General features: G+C 45.8%; 18 protein-coding genes. 6 read left to right on the top strand and 12 right to left on the bottom strand.

Annotated features, from left to right (window positions below; translation table 11 throughout):
• Window positions 1-226: 226 nt before the first annotated feature.
• Together QUA83_RS23360 and QUA83_RS23355 are read left to right on the top strand one after the other, a co-directional pair.
• A complete protein-coding gene (locus tag QUA83_RS23360; RefSeq protein WP_333296207.1) occupies window positions 227-1528 on the top strand; it encodes a hypothetical protein in 1302 nt (433 codons plus the stop codon).
• A 381-nt stretch (window positions 1529-1909) separates the two neighbouring features.
• A complete protein-coding gene (locus tag QUA83_RS23355) occupies window positions 1910-2263 on the top strand; it encodes a metal-sensitive transcriptional regulator (protein WP_333296206.1) in 354 nt (117 codons plus the stop codon).
• A 297-nt stretch (window positions 2264-2560) separates the two neighbouring features.
• On the opposite strand, the gene QUA83_RS23350 is transcribed toward QUA83_RS23355, so the two are convergent.
• Window positions 2561-2998 carry a helix-turn-helix domain-containing protein gene (locus QUA83_RS23350; RefSeq protein WP_333056815.1) on the bottom strand — a complete coding sequence of 146 codons (438 nt, stop codon included), beginning with the start codon at window positions 2996-2998 and terminating at the stop codon, window positions 2561-2563.
• 434 nt (window positions 2999-3432) lie between these two features.
• Here QUA83_RS23350 and QUA83_RS23345 point away from each other — a divergent pair, with 434 nt between their 5' ends.
• The 3 genes from QUA83_RS23345 (at window position 3433) to QUA83_RS23335 (ending at window position 5789) form a co-directional block, all read left to right on the top strand.
• On the top strand, window positions 3433-3555 hold the full coding sequence (locus QUA83_RS23345) for a hypothetical protein (RefSeq protein WP_333056816.1): 123 nt from the start codon (window positions 3433-3435) through the stop codon (window positions 3553-3555).
• A 400-nt stretch (window positions 3556-3955) separates the two neighbouring features.
• Window positions 3956-4600: a pentapeptide repeat-containing protein gene (locus QUA83_RS23340; RefSeq protein ID WP_333056817.1), complete on the top strand. Its 645-nt coding sequence runs from the start codon at window positions 3956-3958 to the stop codon at window positions 4598-4600.
• Window positions 4601-5012: 412 nt separating this feature from the next.
• Window positions 5013-5789 carry a pentapeptide repeat-containing protein gene (locus tag QUA83_RS23335; protein WP_333296204.1) on the top strand — a complete coding sequence of 259 codons (777 nt, stop codon included), beginning with the start codon at window positions 5013-5015 and terminating at the stop codon, window positions 5787-5789.
• 7 nt (window positions 5790-5796) lie between these two features.
• Here QUA83_RS23335 and QUA83_RS23330 read toward each other — a convergent pair whose 3' ends face one another.
• From QUA83_RS23330 to speB, 10 genes are all read right to left on the bottom strand, one after another.
• Window positions 5797-8802: a GAF domain-containing protein gene (locus QUA83_RS23330; protein ID WP_333296203.1), complete on the bottom strand. Its 3006-nt coding sequence runs from the start codon at window positions 8800-8802 to the stop codon at window positions 5797-5799.
• A 382-nt stretch (window positions 8803-9184) separates the two neighbouring features.
• On the bottom strand, window positions 9185-9637 hold the full coding sequence (locus QUA83_RS23325; protein ID WP_333084307.1) for an NADAR family protein: 453 nt from the start codon (window positions 9635-9637) through the stop codon (window positions 9185-9187).
• 417 nt (window positions 9638-10054) lie between these two features.
• Entirely contained in the window at window positions 10055-10246 is a 192-nt protein-coding gene (locus QUA83_RS23320; protein ID WP_333296201.1) for a hypothetical protein, read from the bottom strand.
• Window positions 10247-10417: 171 nt separating this feature from the next.
• Window positions 10418-10966 carry a ribosome recycling factor gene (gene frr / locus QUA83_RS23315; RefSeq protein WP_333155548.1) on the bottom strand — a complete coding sequence of 183 codons (549 nt, stop codon included), beginning with the start codon at window positions 10964-10966 and terminating at the stop codon, window positions 10418-10420.
• A complete protein-coding gene (gene pyrH / locus QUA83_RS23310) occupies window positions 10953-11681 on the bottom strand; it encodes a UMP kinase (RefSeq protein WP_333076369.1) in 729 nt (242 codons plus the stop codon). The genes frr and pyrH overlap by 14 nt, the downstream gene beginning before the upstream one ends.
• 152 nt (window positions 11682-11833) lie before the next feature.
• Complete coding sequence (msrB, locus tag QUA83_RS23305; RefSeq protein WP_333296199.1) at window positions 11834-12232, bottom strand: peptide-methionine (R)-S-oxide reductase MsrB; 399 nt, start codon at window positions 12230-12232, stop codon at window positions 11834-11836.
• 90 nt (window positions 12233-12322) lie between these two features.
• A complete protein-coding gene (gene modB / locus QUA83_RS23300) occupies window positions 12323-14140 on the bottom strand; it encodes a molybdate ABC transporter permease subunit (protein WP_333296198.1) in 1818 nt (605 codons plus the stop codon).
• Window positions 14141-14214: 74 nt separating this feature from the next.
• A complete protein-coding gene (gene modA, locus QUA83_RS23295; protein ID WP_333296197.1) occupies window positions 14215-15021 on the bottom strand; it encodes a molybdate ABC transporter substrate-binding protein in 807 nt (268 codons plus the stop codon).
• Between the two features lie 179 nt (window positions 15022-15200).
• Window positions 15201-15758 carry a thioredoxin family protein gene (locus tag QUA83_RS23290; RefSeq protein WP_333296194.1) on the bottom strand — a complete coding sequence of 186 codons (558 nt, stop codon included), beginning with the start codon at window positions 15756-15758 and terminating at the stop codon, window positions 15201-15203.
• A gap of 133 nt (window positions 15759-15891) precedes the next feature.
• Entirely contained in the window at window positions 15892-16821 is a 930-nt protein-coding gene (gene speB, locus QUA83_RS23285) for an agmatinase (RefSeq protein ID WP_333296192.1), read from the bottom strand.
• Between the two features lie 231 nt (window positions 16822-17052).
• Here speB and QUA83_RS23280 point away from each other — a divergent pair, with 231 nt between their 5' ends.
• Complete coding sequence (locus QUA83_RS23280; protein ID WP_333296189.1) at window positions 17053-17967, top strand: alpha/beta fold hydrolase; 915 nt, start codon at window positions 17053-17055, stop codon at window positions 17965-17967.
• A gap of 154 nt (window positions 17968-18121) precedes the next feature.
• On the opposite strand, the gene QUA83_RS23275 is transcribed toward QUA83_RS23280, so the two are convergent.
• The coding region (locus tag QUA83_RS23275; RefSeq protein ID WP_445301802.1) for a M10 family metallopeptidase C-terminal domain-containing protein at window positions 18122-18702 on the bottom strand (581 nt) is incomplete at its 5' end.

Below are 18702 nucleotides of genomic sequence, written 5' to 3'. Positions count from 1 at the left end.
GTCTACAAGTCATGTAGAGCCAGACTTTCAAATACCTATTATATTTTATTATCACTCGCTGACCTATACGTTCTGTTACGATAATGCGGGGGCTAATAGATAATGGGTAAAGTAAGAGTTAGAATAGATTGTCTATTTAAATTTTAAGCTAAGTTGGGATTAAATTTTAGTTGTTCTTGAGGTTTATGTTTCTACTTGACCACTCAATTTAAAAGAGGCCAAAACTATGAAACCTTATCAGCCCAGCAACAAAGTGACGAGTACCGGGCTTAAATGGCTGTTGCTATCCTCGGTGATTGGTGGTCTTGCTATTGGCGGACTTACACATCTGATCTCGTTATTAGTTTACCTAATTGTTTTGTTTCCCTTGGGCATGGGATTTGCAGGGGGTACAGTAATGGTTGCAGCAATCCGCCAAGGAAAGGTAAGAAATCCGCCGATCGCCACCCTTTTTGGGGTACTAACTGGACTGATCCTGTATGGATCGCTGCATGGCGCAGGATACTGGCAGTTTAAGCAGTCGGCTTCCGAGCAAATAACAAAAGAACTGGAGGGGGCAAGTGGCAACCAATCCAACTATATTATCGATATCTTCCTGCAAGAAAAAACAGGCTCTAAAGGTTTTGTGGGATATTTAAAGCACAATGCCCAGCAAGGAGTAAGTATCGGTCGCTTAGAGAGTACAGGAACCAATTTGGGTGAGACGGGTACTTGGATTTACTGGCTGATTGAGTTGGCGATAATCGATATTACGATCGCTGCGATCGCCTACTCTACTGCTAAAAACCCTTTCTGCGAAAACGGCGACCAGTGGTATAAACACCCGGAACATATTGGCATTGTCAATGCCCAATGCTCTGAAAACTTCTTGAATCTGCTTCAAAACGATCGATTCGGTGAAGCTGGAAAATTGCTCGACCCCTTACAAGTAATCCATCCTGCTAATTTGGAAGTTTGCCTGGAACGCTGTCCTTGCTGTAAGTTCAGCGATCCGATCTTGACTGTAAGTTCTATTTATAAGGACAGGAAGGGCAACCTGAAACTGAAGCAAGTCGCCCAGGGTGTGCTTTCTCTTAGCCAGTACAATAAATTCCACGAGGCAGTGACTCAAAACCTGCCCAGGAGTGGAGAACCAAATGCAGTTCCTACTGATGATGATGAAAAAATCACTCTAGCGCAGCAAGAGCGTTTTAGTATATCCGTCGGCGATCGCTTCGAGTCTCACGATCTGAGTGCATCGGCTCAAGCAAAGCTCGTCGAACAACTCTCGCGCTACCCTCAAGTCAAGGAAGCCTATCTGGTACGGAAAACCCTGCAATACTTCCCTGAAAAGCCCTTGTACGTTTTAGGGATTATACGTCGTCGCGGATTCATCGAATCAGAAGAGGCAGAACCCAACTTGCTAAAGAAACTTATGACTGAACTAGCTTTGCCTAACCAAACATGGATTATTTGCCTCAACAAGGATCGAGCGATGACCAAAATACTTCAGCAAACCGCAGGCCAAGCCATTTATCGGAAAAAATAAGGGGTCAAGTTTGGAAAACGAACGACGAGGCCAGAAACCGGGTTTCTGCGTCGCTCACGTACCGTAGAAACTAGGATGAGGTAAAGTCGTTCGATCGCACTTCTGAACAGACTGGTTCAGCAAAGCCAAGGACAAGCTATGCTGGCGGCGAGTCTCTGCCAACAGTGATATAGTACAAATGTCCGCACATATTGAAATCCACATTTTGCACCATTTGCAAGCACAGGCTTTCGGGCTGTTCCACAAAAACTCAATTTTGTTGCGGGCAGGACTCTTCTAACCCGCCCTTAAAAAGCCGATCGAGCGCCGTGCAAGCTACCAGTTAAAACCTACTCGAAAATATTCTGAATTCTAACTTTTAAAATTTCCCTCGTAACCCCAATGATTCTATCTGATACTTCTACCGACAAATCCTTGCCCTCAAATTCCCACCACCATCACGACGATAAATCAGTCCACCCTCACCTTCACGATGAAGAATCGATGCGGCGGCTGGTAAATCGCTTGTCTCGGATTGAGGGACACGTCCGCGGCATTAAAACAATGGTGCAAGAAAACCGTCCCTGTCCCGAAGTTCTGGTGCAAGTTGCTGCGGTTCGAGGCGCGCTCGATCGCGTAGCGAGAATCATTCTTGACGAACACTTAACTGAGTGCATCGCCAGAGCCGCGAAAGAAGGCAATATCGATACGGAAATCGAAGAGTTGAAAGCCGCTTTGGATCGGTTTTTGCCTTAGCCGCTGCCAATTTTTACATCCATATAACAAAACCTGCAAGTTAGACAAAACTTGCAAGTTATTCTTTCTGGCTAATTTTTTAAGCATCTTTCACAAACGCGGGAAAAGCATCAAATTTTCTCCCCTTCACCCCCATTGCCACAACATATAATTTATATGCTTCGCAGTTTAGGAGAGCGAGTTTTGTTAAAAAAGAATTAGTCCGGTTTGTCGTGATGACGCAACTCCTCAAGATATTCAAAAGCTGACGGTTAACCATTAGATAATCGGTGCTTAATCCGACGTGGTATGAACTGTCTAGACTTTCGTCAGCTTGGCTTTTAGGTGATATCTGACTGTTGCATAAACTGCTTTATAGGAAGCCTCAATGCTGTATTCCTGCTGCAACCACTCTTGAATTTCTCCATAGCTTTTAAAGCCTTTCTGGGGGTCGCTGAGGCGCATTGCCAAACTAGCGCGGGCAAGAGGTGGAATGGCCGGCTTACGGCCACCGCTGTGCTTTGTTTCGAGGAGTCCTTCGAGTCCGTCAGATCGGTACTTTCTCAGCCACCGCTGCACTGTAATTCGATTTACCCCGATCGTCATTGCCAATTCTTTAACTGTCTTAACATGACAAATTTTGAACAGGTAAAGTGCTTGAATTTTTTGAAAGCCACTTGCTGTTTTTTGTTCAGTTAACAGGTTTTTTAGCTCTTCACTTGTCTCTGTGATGCTAAGTTTACATACTCCAGCCATATCAATTACCTCACGATTCGCGTTCTACAATACCTTTGTTTGACAAGGGAGCAAAAGCTGCTCCTATCCTAAATGCTGACCTTTTGTTTGCCCTGAAGCAATACAAAAGCGATCGTACTCATTCAACTTTTTCCTTCCTGGATGCACTCAGACGCTCAGAAACCTGATTATTTTAACCTGGAGCAAGGTTGCAACGATTTTTTTGGTAAAACACCCTGTTTCTGGGTCAGTTTTGTATTTGATGGACAAGCGTCATTGCTAATACTGATAGCCGTTAACCGATCGACTGTAACATTAGCGGCAATAGGTGACTCTTAAGGAATACCATTTATTCTTTTATTGTTAAACATCAATCATGGTTTTCCTGGTATTTATTGGTATTTTTTGCGAACGTATGGGCGATTTTCAGTCATTAGGTGCTAGCAAACAAGCGAATGTCTGTACACCAGCGATCGCATTTTTATACAGACATTCCCCTCGTCCCCGAAGTGCATTTTTGGCTTTCGCAGTGCGAAAAATCCTTAGATATCAGCACTCTCATCGGTCAGAGCGGGTAGGGCCGAGTGACGTTGCAACCTACTTTCACAGCAAGCGGGCTACTATCCGTGAAACTACTGGCTTTATCGCCAATTGAGTAAAACACGACGAGGGTGGCATTGTCAATTTCTCAGCATTACAGTATAAGTATCGGCTATTTTTGCCCGTCTGCTGTGATCGAAAGCGGAACCTCTATGTGATACTACTAACATTGTTTTGTGATTTAGGTCACACGAGCACTCAGTAAGCTCAACTAGCCACAAAAAGTTATGAGTTCGATCGGACTTTCCACCTAAAACCTTATAGATTCAGGGAAGTTTCACCCTAGGTGTGAATATTTCAGAATCTAAAATTGCAGAACATCCGGTGTAACCAGCTTGCTGACAGTATTCTTCATTTAAAAGGTGTAGAGAAGCCACAATGAACGTTGACGAACTGCTCAAGCTATATGCAATAGGAGAAAGAAATTTTAGTGGGGTCTACCTGCACGAGGTCTACCTCTACGAAGCAGAATTGATTGGAGCCAATCTGTATGAAGCCGACCTGATTGGAGCCAATCTCAGCAAAGCCAAACTCAACAGAGTCAACTTTGGCAAAGCCAATTTGTGCAAGATTAATTTGAGCAAAGCAGACTTAGGTGGAGCAGACCTCACAGAAGCACTTTTACTTGAAGCTAACCTGAATCGAGCTGAGTTGATGGGAGCAAATCTCAGTAAAGCAGACTTGAGCGGAGCTTCTCTGATCCAAGCAACTTTAATTGGAGCGAATATATCTCGGGCAACACTCAGCCGTGCAGACTTGCACGGAGTAAATTTTTACGGAGTAAACTTGCGTAGGGCGGTGCTCACAGAATGCGATTTAATTGGCGCAAACTTGAGTAAAGTAGACCTTAGCGGAGCCGACTTAATGGGGGCGAGTCTAATTAGGGCCGACTTGACTGAAGCGATTTTAAGTGCGTCCGACTTAAGCGGAGCAAACCTGTTGGGAGCAAACCTTACAAAAGTCAACCTGAGCGGAGTATATCTTAAGGGTACAACGATGCCCGACGGCACGATTCACGACTAATTTATTGGTTAATTTTTATGGTTGCCGAGAACAGCGGCTAAAGGGTAATGAGTAATTCATTACCCTAATTTATTGGCAGCGAAATCTTTATTTGACCGAAAGCATCCATGATACCCGCCACGTGATTCATCCGTCCAGAAATAAAAAACCTGTATCCGAGAAACTTGCCGAACGTATTTCTCTCGCGCAAGTCAATGCTTCAATTCTAAAATCTAAAATCTAAAATCTAAAATCTAAAATCGATTGACACTCAGGTAAGGCCGAGAACTTCAATCTAGGCTGCTGATGGCGCTCAGAACTCCTACATACGGCAAGTCAAAAGATTTGTTGGGTGAACTTGTGTTATGGTGATTTTCAATTGCTTCGATAAAAGCTATTTTAGATTTAATATTTTGGATTTGGGACGGTTAAAATGAAACTCAGAATCCTCGCTGCTGCAACGCTGCTGAGCGCGATCGCCCCGATCGCTCCTGCACCCGCCGAGAACATCCAACACACGCAACAATTACTAGCCACCCGACAGTGCCCCAACTGCGACCTCAGCAGTGCTGGCTTGGTTTTAGCCAATTTAACCGGAGCCAATCTCAAAGGTGCTGACTTGAGGTTGGCTAACCTCAGTCGAGCCAACCTCACGGGGGCTGACCTCAGCGGTGCCAACCTCAGCGGCACCAGCCTGTTTGGCGTCAACCTGACGGGGGCGAACCTCAGCGGTGCGAACCTCAGCGGTGCTGACTTGAGAAGTGCCTATCTCAGCGACGCCAATTTGCTCAACGCCAATTTAACTAACGCGCAACTGCTCGGAGTTAGAGGAATGCCAACCAATATCGGCACCGCTGAAGACTTCTACCGGTTGGGAGTGCTGGAAGCTCAAGCAGGAAACTACAGAAACGCCATTGATTATTACAATCAAGCCCTGAATCTGAAATCGGATTTAGCAGCCGTTTATTTTGCGCGGAGTATGTCTCGCGCTGACTTGGGAGACTTCGCCGGTGCGGCTCAAGACGCTGCAATAGCAAACAAACTCTTTGCAGATCAAGGAAATCCCCAAGGTCAGGAATTGTCAAAGCAGTTAGGCGAAGCCATTGTTGCGCGCCAAAAGCCTACGGAACCCCGCACGGGCGGCGGTGGCAACTTTATGAGTCTTCTGGGTTCGATCGGTTCTGTGCTGGTGAAGCTAATCTTGCCTTGACGGTTGCCTAATTCAGGGGAATCTCGATCCAGAACTCTGTACCATGACCGGGGACAGAAACACATTTAAGTACGCCTTGGTGTTTCTCAACTACAATTTGGTAACTGATAGACAGTCCTAAACCCGTGCCCCGACCTACGGGTTTAGTAGTAAAAAACGGATTAAATATATGAGAGATTAACTCTTTGGGGATGCCGTGACCATTGTCGGCAATGCAAATTCCTACCGTTTTTTCATCGATTAATTCAGTGCGAATCCGAATGCAAGGGGATGGGAAATCAGGAATCAAACACTCGGTGGTTGCCTTTATATCTCCTGACTCGATAGGCAGTATTTGGGAGCTTAAATGCGTTGCCGCTGCACTTGCAGCTTTAAAGGGAAGATTCATAACTCGCTCTTTTTTTCCCATTTCTAGGGCGTCAAGGGCATTACCGATCAGATTCATAAATACCTGATTGAGCGAGCTGGCATAGCATTCTACTAAGGGCAACTTGCCATATTCTTTAATAATTTCTACGGTGTTGTGATCAGAATTGGCTTTGATCCGGTGCTGCAAAATCAACAGGGTACTGTCTATGCCCTCGTGAATGTCAACGGCTTTTTTCTCGGCTTGATCGCTCCTGGAAAAATTACGCAAAGATACAACTAACTGGCGGATGCGCTCAACTCCGACTGTCATGGAACCCAAAATTTTGGGCAAATCTTCGGCAAGAAATTCGATGTCGATTGCTTCGGAACACTCGCTAATTTCTGGGTTGGGATTGGGGTAGTGCTGGCGGTAAAGTTCCACCAAGCAGAGTAAATCTTTGGTGTATTCGCTGGCGTGGGACAGATTGCCGTAGATAAAGTTAACGGGGTTATTGATTTCGTGGGCGACTCCGGCCAGAAGTTGTCCGAGACTGGACATTTTTTCGGTTTGAATCAGTTGGGCTTGGGTATTGTGCAGTTCTGTGACTGTTTTAGCTAGCTGTTCGGCTTTTAATCGATCGGCAGTTGCTGCATTGAGACTTTCTTGATAAAGTTCTGCTTGGTGAATGGCGATCGCAGCTTGAGCCGCTAAATGTTGCACCAATTCCTGTTCTGCAGTTTGCCAAACTCTCGGCCCGGAACACTCATGGGCAATCAGCAACCCCCACAATTGGGAATCTTTGCCTCTCATGGGTACAATTAAACTTCCTCTCACCTGCAACTCTTCCAAAAATTCGCGGTGACAGGGTGTTAAATCCTCAGTATAAATATCATTAATTGCTCGCACCCGTCCGGCTCGATAAAAGCAGTCTGAGCCTTCGGGAAAGCATTCTTGTGGAGATGTGATACCTAAAATGGACCGCCACTCCCCGCAAACAGCTTCGACAACTACCTCGCCCTGCTTGTCTGCGGAAAATTGGTAGATTACCGTGCGATCGGTATCCAACAAAACTCTGACTTCTCGCACAATAGTTTGCAGTATGATTTTTAAATCTAAGGTGCTGCGAATCTGGTCTCTCACTCGCGTCAATACTTTGGCAAAGTCCAAGGATTTTTGCAATTGAGCGGTGCGTTCTTGAACTTGGCGCTCCAAGTTGGCATTCAGGGTTTGCACTTCTTTATAAAGAACGTACTGCCCAATTGCCGAACAAAATTGGCTGCCTATAGCTAAAGCTTGCTCAATTTCCTCGTACTTCCACTCTGGCGACTGACCTTTTTTTATTTCTCGCCAGAGTTCAAAGGATTGTCGGGGAAGGGTTTGTGCAGCGCTGGTGTCAAAGCGCCCCGCCCACATTTTTTCGGTATCAATTGCATTGCGAAAAATTGTCAAACAGCCGACTACTTGTTGTTTGTAGTGGAGGGGAATTACGAGTAAACCCCGAATTTGAGTAGATTGGAAAGCGGGAACTAAAACTCTAAATAGAGGTTCTTTGTATAAGTCGGTAATTATCAAAACTGGGAATTGAGAATTAGTAAAAATTGGAAATTTGGGAAGTTCTTCGGTATTTTTGAATCCTTTAGTTAGCCATTCCTGCCAGAGGGGATGAGCTTCGAGCGCCTTAACTTTTTCCCAGTTGGGAAGTGTCGGTTGTTCTCCTGTGGTGAACAGTTCAAAGGTAACATCACTGTTGGCCGGGGCAATTGGCAATCCTCCTTCAATCTTGGAAGCGGATAACTTTTCACCGTTGATTTTCGGCTGGTTGAGATAGAGTCTGCCACCGCTGCCACCCAAAGCGGTGACGGTGGCTTCTAAACCCTGTTGCAGTTGAATGTTGACGTGACCATACAACACGGCTGCTATGCGGCTCACGGTAGCTTCGCGGACCGCTTGAGAGCGGGTTTGCTGGAGGAGGAGCGCGTGGGCTATAGCGCTAGACAATTGATCTGATACGAGCTGAACTACTTCTAAATCTGCTGGTGAAATATTGAGGGGCGCGGAGTGGTGAGACACTAAAAGTCCCCACAGTTCAATGTGAATTTTTTGATTATTTCCTGGCTCATATCTAGTCAGACAGGTGGCCGCCTCGCAGATATCTGTTTTGCTGTTTTCCGACGCTATCCTGCGGTGCACAATCGGCACGACTAAGGATGATTGCACTCCCATTGCCATCAAGTAAGCTGTGTGGCAAGGATCGAGTGATCTGTAGTGCATCTCTTCCTTTACTAAAGGTTGACCGGTGTCTGCAGCATCGAGGGGACTCAGGACGATCGTCCCGGAGTTAACATCTATTATTGTCCGCTGGCGCAAAGTGACATACATCTCCCTGGCGCTGGCGGGAATGTCGTCTGCTGGAAAGTGCAGTCCTTTCAAGGAAGGGAGACAGTTGTTATTAATTGACTCCGCAACAACTTCTCCACTGCCATCGGCACTAAACCTGTAAATCATAATGCGATCTGTTTTCAAAAAAGACCGCACTTCTGCTACTGTACTGGTTAAAATATCTTCTAATTCTAGAGATTGGCGAATGCGTTCTGTTATCCGCCGTATCAAAACTTCTCTGTCTAGTTTATAATGTAATTCTTGCGTATTTTCTCTGAGTTGCATAAATCTCCTTTTGTACTTATACAATGATAATAAGAAGTTTTGATGTGCTGTTGGAGCGTTCAAACTCAAATGCCTCACCCTGAGTTTTTGACTCAACCGATCTGTACAATTATCTGTACAATTAATCGGTCGCGCACTTGTGAGACACGACGGTGTATCGCCTCTGGTGGGCTGGGGCAAGTCAAATCTGCGATCGCGCCGGTTTAATCCTTGCCTTCAACAGGCAGAGCGACTTAAGCAAATAATAATTATTATTTTAAAGCTCTTATAAATTTCTCGCAATCTTAAACTCTCACTATGAGAATTATTTATTGTTAGGATAACTTGACATTTGTTGTATAACTTCATATAATGATAATTAACGAAAGAATTTGAGTTTCTCTCAGCGCCCCTGGCCCTGACTAATTTCTTGGCGCACGCTCATCAGAATTTTACCCAAATGATTTTGACCGGTTCGGTCGCAGCCACACCCCCAGTAGTAATCCGTTGGCGAATCCTCGACAATCACTCGATCCCCTGTGGCAAGAAGAATCGCTTGAATGTCTGTATGAGTGAGAAACTTAGTTAAAACTGCTTCGCGCATAATGGGAATTTTCACGGCTTCCCAATCAGCGCGAATCCGGTGCTTGGGATCGCGACCTAATTTAGCGGCTTCTTGAGGAGTTGCTACGGCTTGAATGGCCGCAACTAATCTTTTATCAGTGCTGACAAATTTTTGGGCTTGATAGTAATGTTCCACAGTCAACCAATATTGACCGTGCAGAGAAATGTCGTGTAGTGAAAAATTAGAAAAGCAGCCGTAAGGCTCCTCTACTTTATAAAAATAAATTATCATTTGATTTTAGATTTTAGATTTTAGATTTTAGATTTTAGATTTTAAATTTTACAGGATTTACGCAAAATCCAATTATCTAGGGTGCTTAGGGGCGCACCTTACCGCTATTGGGAATGAGGAATTGAGAATAAGGAATTGGGATTTAAGAAGATTCTCTCTTCTTTCTTCCCTCAAAATCCCTGCGTTAAATCCGTTGCTGAACTTCCTTCGTTCTAAAACGGCATCAGCTTTTTAAGAGCGCGGTTAGCGATATCGGCATAACGCAGTTCGCCACACAAAATTTGGCTAATTAACTGAGTAGACCTCGGAAATTTGACGCCCGCTCTATAAGTAGGTGTGCAGAATTAATTACACAATATTTCTACTGAAACCCTTGCCTAGCAAGGAGTCTTTATGTAATTAATTTTGTGTGGTTACTTAAGTAGCTGCTGTAAACTGATAGAAGGCTCTGGCCAAGCGACTGGCCCAAACCATATCAGTGTTGCATTCTTGGGCGATCGATTCAGTGTAATGCTCCTTAGCGTCGTCGGCACCTCCAAGAGCTCGATCGATCGCCTCAGCAGCCTTAAATCCACTAAAAATGGCAGGACGAATTCCTTCACCGGACAACTGGTAATGGGTGATTGGTCATGGGGCAGGAGGAATTGGTAAGTTAATGAGTGTTAAATCTTGAGTTTTTAACTCACAACTCACAAATCATTAAGCGTCTGCTCGTTGTTCGCGGCCGGATCTCGGCAATCTCAAAACTATTCCTATTCCCCCGGCCCAATTTCCCATTCCCTAAACAGTCGTGATATCTTTCTCTTTCGCTGCCAGAACTTCTTCTATTTTGGCCACGTACTTGTCCGTCAGCTTTTGAATTTTATCTTGCAAGTCGCGGGATTCATCTTTAGAGATATCGCTGCTTTTTTCCTGCTTGCGAATCGAGTCAACGGCATCGCGGCGGATATTGCGAATTGCAACTTTACCTTCTTCGGCAAACTTAGCGGCCATTTTGACAAATTCTTGGCGTCTGTCGCTAGTCAGCGGCGGAATGTTCAAGCGAATAACTGAACCGTCGTTGTTGGGAACGAGTCCTACATCGGACAGGGAAATTGCTTTTTCGATCGAGGTAAGCGCTGTGCGATCGAACGGTTGAATGGTGATCGTAGTCGCATCCGGGGTGCCGATGTTGGCAAGGGATTTGATCGGAGTTGGAGAGCCGTAGTAGTCTACCATGACTCGATCGAGGAGAGAGGCGTTGGCCCGTCCCGTCCGAATAGTATTAAAAGACCGTTGAGTAGCCTCAACTGCCTTTTGCATATGATCTTCTGCGTCAGCTAACTTCACAAAAACCTCCGACAAGAGTTCCAATAGATTCTCCCATTACAGCTCGGTAGATGTTGCCCGACACCGAGAGGTCAAATACCATAATAGGAATATTATTTTCTTTGCAAAGGGCGATCGCCGTACTGTCCATCACCCGTAAATCTTGATTCAAGACGTGGGCATAGGTGAGGGTTTGATACCTGCGCGCGTTGGGGTTGAGGTGGGGGTCGGAATCGTACACCCCATCTACCTTAGTAGCTTTAAAAATCACCTCTGCATCAATTTCAGCCGCCCGCAAAGCGGCTGTAGTATCAGTAGTAAAAAAAGGGTTGCCAGAACCGGCACCAAAAATCACTACTCGTTTTTTTTCTAGGTGGCGAATCGCCCGCCGCCGGATGTAGGGTTCAGCTACTTCTTGCATGGCGATCGCCGATTGCACCCGCGTTGGTACTCCTGCTTGTTCTAGGGCATCCTGCAAAGTGATAGCATTCATCACCGTAGCAATCATGCCCACATAATCAGCCGTTGCCCGATCCATCCCTGCCGAAGCAGCTTTCACCCCGCGAAAAATGTTGCCACCACCGACAACAATCGCGATTTGAATGCCTTGGGACACGACTTTGGCCACTTCCTGGGCGATCGACTGAACCACTATCGGATCGATGCCGTAGCCCAAGCTGCCCATCAGCGCTTCACCGCTGAGCTTCAGCAAAACTCGCTGATATACCATCCCCATGCCGCCACTATTTTTTTACTCTTTTTGCCTCCACCATAAGATAGCAGTATGGGTGCATTTTGAACATCAATTGCCCGGAACAGCCTTTTGAACTTGTTCCAGAACACCTTGCTGAGAACCGTTGATTGCTGAGTGTTGACTGTGAACTGAATTTAATCCTTGGGAACGAAATTAAGAGCAGCAGAATTCATGCAGTAACGCTGACCGGTAGGTTTCGGCCCGTCGTTAAATACGTGACCGAGATGAGCGTCGCAAACAGCGCACAGTACCTCTGTTCGGCGCATGAACAAGGTGTTATCCGACTCGCACTTGACATTTTCTTCGCTAACGGGAGCGTAAAAACTCGGCCAACCGGTACCGGAATCGTACTTGGTTTCTGATTTAAATAGCTCAGTGCCGCAGCAAATACACTTATAAATTCCGGGTTTTTTGTTGTCGTGATATTCGCCACTAAAAGCTCTTTCCGTTCCTTTTTTGCGGGTGACTTTAAACTGTTCTGGCGTGAGTTGTTGTTGCCATTCTGCGTCGGTTTTTTGAACTTTTTCAGTCATGATTTGATATTTGGTTAAGATGTATTTAGCTGTTGAGTGTTAATGGTTAACTGTTGAGTGTTGACGGTTAACAGTATATTGCTAGTTAACTCAGGCTTCCATTAATATTAACCTAATTGGCTCGAAATGAACATACCAGGGAAAAGGATTATCCTTAATAGCCCTCCACTTTTCCTTGAAAACTTCGGCTTGCAAGTGATAATCTTGGGAATCATTGGGAGGCGAGTGCAATTTGAGATATAATGTCACCCGGTGCGGAGTTTCCACAGTCGAGGCGATCCAACAAGCAAAAGTATTTTCACGATCGCACCCGCTAACAAAACTCAGTTGATGAGCCCGAATTCCCACAGAAACTAGAGATTTGGGAATTGGTTCGACTACAGTCAGAGTACAGCCCCAGTCGATCGCCTCCACGAGAGTTTCTGCGATCGATTTAGCGGCAGAGAAGTTCTTACAGCCCGTCAACTGGGCGACGGTGAAATTGCCAGGGCGATCGAAAATGTTCTCTTTGGTATCAAAGGCGATCGCCCTTCCCTCGGCCAACACCAACAGATTTTTGCACACCCGGTAAACTTCCTCTAAATTGTGGCTGACAAACAAAGTAATGCCCCGATAATTAGCCAGAGTCTGCATTAACTCGCGTTCCAGTTGACTGCGTAAGTGAGTATCCAAAGCAGAAAACGGTTCGTCTAACAGCAGCAATTCGGGAGAAGGGGCGATCGCCCTCGCCAAAGCCACCCGCTGCTGTTGGCCCCCCGAAAGTTCGTGCGGGTAGCGGTTTTCCAGTCCCGACATTTGCACCGAAATTAGCTGTTCTTTTACCCGAAGTTTTTGCTCGCTTTCAGATAAATGCTGCAAGCCAAACGCAATATTTTGAGCAACAGTCAGGTGAGGAAATAAAGCATAGTTTTGAAACAAAAAACCGATCCGGCGGTCTTTAGAAGGTACATTAATGCCCTGTGCTGAGTCAAATAAAACCCTGCCATTGACTGCAATTTTACCGCTGCTTGGAGTTTCCAAACCGGCGATGCAGCGCAGAGTCATGCTTTTGCCTGAACCCGACGCGCCCAAAATTCCCAGCACTTCCGAGCCGATATCAAAGCCGACATCCAAGGCAAAGCTGGAAAGAGGTTTGAAGATGTGCAAATAAAGTCCGCTTTTCGCTTGTTTTTGGGGTTTTTTGGTAAAACTAGACGTTACGTTGGGAATATTTGATTGCAATCTATAACTCGAATTCACTTTGGGCGATATCCTTTGTAAATCCGTCCAAAAATTAACAACAGTTAGCACGCTCAGAGAAATACTTAGAATAATCAAAACCCAAATAGCAGCTTGCCTCATATCCCCAGCTTCCACAGCAAAATAAATTGCCATCGGGATAGTTTGAGTTTGTCCGGGAATATTCCCCGCTAACATCAACGTCGCGCCGAATTCACCCAAAGCGCGGGCAAATGCGAGAATAGTTCCTGCTAAAATTCCCGGCCATGCTAGCGGCAACATAATGCGCCAAAAGACTTGCCACTCCGATGCTCCCAAAGTGCGAGCAGCATTGAGAAGATTGGCATCTATTTGCTCAAAAGCTCCCAAAGCAGTTTTATACATCAGGGGAAATGATACAACTGTGGCAGTAATGGCGGCGGCTTGCCAAGTGAAAATTATAGTAAAGTCGAATTGTAGCAAAAATTGACCGATCGCCCCATTTCTCCCAAACAGCAGCAGCAGCAAAAATCCCACTACTGTCGGCGGCAAAACTAAGGGAGAAATTAAAATGCCTTCAATCAAAGCTTTACCTCTGATGCGAGTTGAAAGCATCCACCGGGCGGCGGCTATTCCCAGGAAAAAGGTGATAAATGTCGCAATAGCGGAGGATTTTAGAGATATCCAGAGCGGAGAAATATCAAATTCCATCTATATATAAATAAATCCGCGTTAATCAGCGCTTATCTGCTTTCATCAGCGGTAAAAAATCCATAATTAGTTAGTTATCGAACTATGCCAAATCCATATTTCTGAAATACTATTTTAGCCCGATCGCCCGCCAAAAAGTCAACAAACGCTTTTGCAGCAGCGGGATTGCGGGTGTTTCTGATAACTGCCAGCGGATAAACAATGGGCGAGTGCAAATTTTCCGCAGCCGTTAGCCGCACAGTTACTTTGTCGGAGGCTGTGGCGTCAGTCGCATAAACTATACCAGCATCCGCATTGCCGCTTTCGACGAATGTCAGCACTTGGCGGACGTTATTTCCTAGCACTAATTTTGGCTGTATTTGCCGCCACAATCCAAGTTTATTGAGCATTTCCTGAGCGTATTGGCCCACAGGTACGCTCTTGGGTTCGCCGATCGCAATTTTCTTGATTATGGCATCTGTCAACTGTTTCAAATCGCTCAAAGCAACACCGTTTTTGGGAGTAATCACAACTAGGCGATTTGTCAGCAAATTGCGGCGCGTGTCGTTAATTAGCAGGTTAGATTGCTGCAAAGCATCCATTGGGTTGGTGGCCGCGCTGAAAAATACATCTACCGGAGCGCCTTGCTGAATTTGCTGTTGTAGAGCGCCGGAAGCACCAAAGTTATAAGTAATAGTAAAATTCGGATGACTGCTTTGATAAACAGTTTTGATTTCCCCTAAAGCTTTCGAGAGACTGATAGCAGCGGATACGTTTAAAGAGGTGCGCTGCAGCGTATCGACTGAGGAAAAGTTCTGAAATAAGTTCCAACTAATTAGCAGTGCTAGCATGAAGGCGACTGCGAGAATTAAGTTGGGAATACGTCTACTTTTCAGGTTCACAAAAAATTGTTTTGAATCTTTTTACTCCTTACCAGACTCTGCCTGGTAAAGCAGATGCCGAGGGTGTACCTCGAATTTGCCTCCACTCTTTGACGAGGCAGAGCCTCTGGAAATAGGTTCCCAGGCACAGCCAGGGAACCAGTTAATAATTAGTGCCGGAACGTTAATTTTAAATCTGCCTATGCTCGCCATTTGACGGAACAGCCTATCGCCTCTGTAGTTGAAGGCTCAACGGGTTGATTGTTGAGCAATTGGTCGATCGCACTCCGCAGATAAGAAACCTGCACCGCCGCCGGATCGTCAGCGTTGTCGTCAATTAAACCTTTATAGCGCAGTTTGCCGTCTTGGTCTAACAAAAAAACCTCCGGTGTTTTAGAAGCCCCAAAACTTTCAGCCACATCTTGAGCAACATCTCGGATGTACGGGAAGTTGAGTTGATTGTTGGTGGCAAAAATTTTCATATTCTCAAAACTGTCGTCGGGATACTGGTTTGCATCATTAGCATTAATCCCGATTAAAGTAACATCTCGATCTTGAAAATCTGCTTGAAGTTCTTTCATACGATTGAGATACAACTGCACGTAAGGGCAATGATTGCACATAAATATCACCGCAATCGCCCGAAATTTTTCTAAATATCGAGCTAAATGGTGAACTTCTTCGTCCACTCCCGGCAATTCAAAATCGGGAGCGTAGCCGTTAATGGGAGTACCCGTTGTATCCATTAGTAAACTCATGTTTTCAGGAGGTGAAGAGCAGTATTTGCCAGCATGAAAGATGAAACTGTCAGCACGAATAAAATTGGCTGTTGTTTGGCTTTAGCTTAATTCTAGCCTTGCCAACAGCCTATTGTGATTCGTACTTCGCGATTTATTCCTCGTCTGGCTTTAGCCAACCTTGAGCCAGAGCTTGGTATCCAATAAGTTTGTATGCTAATTTGGCGGCGGTAAATTCTGAGACGACGGAATCTACAATAGGTGCTAATTCCATAATGTCACACCCGATTACTTCGTAGGACTCGAAGACGCGGCGCAAAAATGCGGTGAGTGAATACCAATTTAACCCGCCCGGTTCGGGTGTTCCCACCCCTGGAATTAAAGTCGGATCGATGCCGTCTAAGTCGATCGTCAAAAATACTCGCTTAGTTGTTATGCTGGCAATTGCCCGATCGGCCCAATCCGGTTGAGTAGCGATTTCTCTGGCTCGAATCACGTTTAGCTGTTTTGCTTTAATCAAGTCGGCTTCTTCCTTGCAGATAGCGCGAATCCCGATTTGCAGTGTCGGTAAGCCCATATCTACAACACGCCGCATCACGCAGGCGTGGTTGTGAATCGAGCCTTCGTATTCGTGCCGCAAGTCGCCGTGGGCATCGATTTGCACGACTGTGAAAGGTTCGTTTGGGTATGCTTGGCGATAACCTTCGACAACGCCTGCAGTGATGCTGTGTTCGCCTCCGAGAGAGATGACAAATTTATTTTCGGTAACTAGCTGATGCACTGCGGCTTGGGTGACTCGCAGCATTTCTGAGGATGAAACTGGTTGCCTGTTGCGGGTATCGGCGATCGGCTCTTTTGTATAAATTCCGACATCGTAGCAAACTTCGGAATCCAATTCTTCGTCGTAGCACTCGAGTTGATGGGAAGCTTCTAGAAGTTTTGCCGGCCCGTTTTCGCACCCCCGGCGGTAAGTGGTGGTAGCTTCGTAGGGAATTGGCAAGATTACTACTTTGGCGGTGTCGTAGTCTGGTACAATTTCTGACCCCAGAAACGGTACGACAGCAGTGGAAACGATCGTTGGCATAAGGGAAATTTTAATACAGCAAAGAAGTCAGCAGGTTTAATCGTGACATAATATCGCCTCTAACTGCAAAGGAAGAAGGAAGAGGAATTAACCGCAGAGGGCGCAGAGGGCGCAGAGGGAGGAGGGAAGAGGGTTTGGGATTTATGTCCTAGCGGTTGCCTCGAATTGCGATACGGTTTGTAGTAAGGACTTCAATCTTTCTCAATCTTAAATTTTCACTTTTTTATTTCTATGGCATTTTCTACTCCCACTTCGTCAACTGCTGTTGCACCTCAAACTTGGCTGTGGAAAGGCTTTCCGATTTGCTACCAGGCTGCGGGTTCCCAGGGGCCCGCGGTGGTGTTTGTCCACGGTTTTGGTGCGTCTTGGGGCCACTGGCGCAAGAATTTGCCGGCGCTGGCTGCTGATTGTCGGTGTTTTGCGATCGACCTCATCGGTTTTGGCGGTTCTGCTAAACCCGCGCCCAAGCTTGAGATTGACTATACTTTTGAAACTTGGGGGCAGCTAATTGCTGATTTTTGTCGGGAAGTTGCGGGCGGGCCGGCTTTTTTGGTGGGAAATTCGATCGGCTGTGTGGCAATTATGCAAGCTGCTGTGGATTTTCCCGACATTGCTGAGGGCGTAATTTTACTCAATTGTTCCCTGCGGTTGCTGCACGATCGCAAACGCGCCGAATTGCCTTGGTATCGCAGTTTTGGAGCGCCAATTGCACAAAAAGTTTTAAATGTCAAGTGGATAAGTCAATTATTTTTTAAACAATTAGCAACGCCAAAAACAGTAAAAAAAGTGCTTTTGCAAGCATATCGCCGTCCTGAAGCAGTCAGCGACGAACTGGTAAATATGCTGCTGAAACCTGCCCAAGATAGCGGCGCAGTGGAAGTATTTGTAGCATTTATCAGTTATTCTCAAGGGCCGCTACCGGAGGATTTGTTGCCGCGTTTGAGCTGTCCTGCTTTGATTTTGTGGGGGACAGATGACCCTTGGGAGCCGATCGCATTGGGGCGAGAATTGGCAAAGTTTCCGGCTGTTGAAAAGTTTATTCCTTTGGAGGGCGTAGGCCATTGTCCCCAAGATGAAGCGCCGGAATTGGTCAATCCTATTTTACTCGATTGGATTAAAGGGCGATCGGCATTTGCAGAAAATTAGCGATTTTACTTATTTTACTCGTTACCAGGCTGGAGCCTGGTAACGCTGATCGGGAGGCTCTGCCTCCATTTCCTTCCCAAGCGAGGCATAGCCTCTAGATATGGGTTCCCAGGCTGGAGCCTGGGAACCAGTTAACCAGTTAAAACTTGATAGTTCAAACAAACAGGAAACTATCAGGAGTAAAGCCGCCTTGAATTACAGCAATTTGGTCAGATGTACCAGCCAAATTGATGGAGTTACCAACAATATTGTAGTCAGAGAGACTCCCACGTAACTGAATGCGATCGATTCCCTGCTGAAAATCCTGAATCAGTGCAACTCCTGTTCCCTGATAGTAGCTAATTGCAGCATCACCGAGAACAAAAACATCTCTACCTCGACGACCGCCAATCAGCACATCCGTTTCATTGCTTCCCGGTGTAGCACTCAAGGGATTTACTCCAATTAGCGTATCATTGCCGCGCAAACCTGAGAGTGTATCGTTACCATCTCCTCCTACTAAAGAATTGTTTTGGATGTTTCCGGTAAGGACATCTACATTCGGAGTTCCTGTGACATTAACGAAATTCTCTACGGTCAAATTCAGAGTGCCGATACCCGGTAAATTGTTAACCGCCAAACGATTCTGCGACAAATCCACATTAATAGAAGCTGTGCCACTAAGTAGGTCGGCGCAAAAAAACCGAACTATGTTAAGATAAGTAAACAAAAAGAATATATCTACTGAGGTAACTC

This window comes from Microcoleus sp. K1-B1, from assembly GCF_036704705.1.
Classification (GTDB): Bacteria; Cyanobacteriota; Cyanobacteriia; order Cyanobacteriales; family Microcoleaceae; genus Microcoleus.
This window is presented reverse-complemented; position numbering and strand designations above follow the sequence as displayed.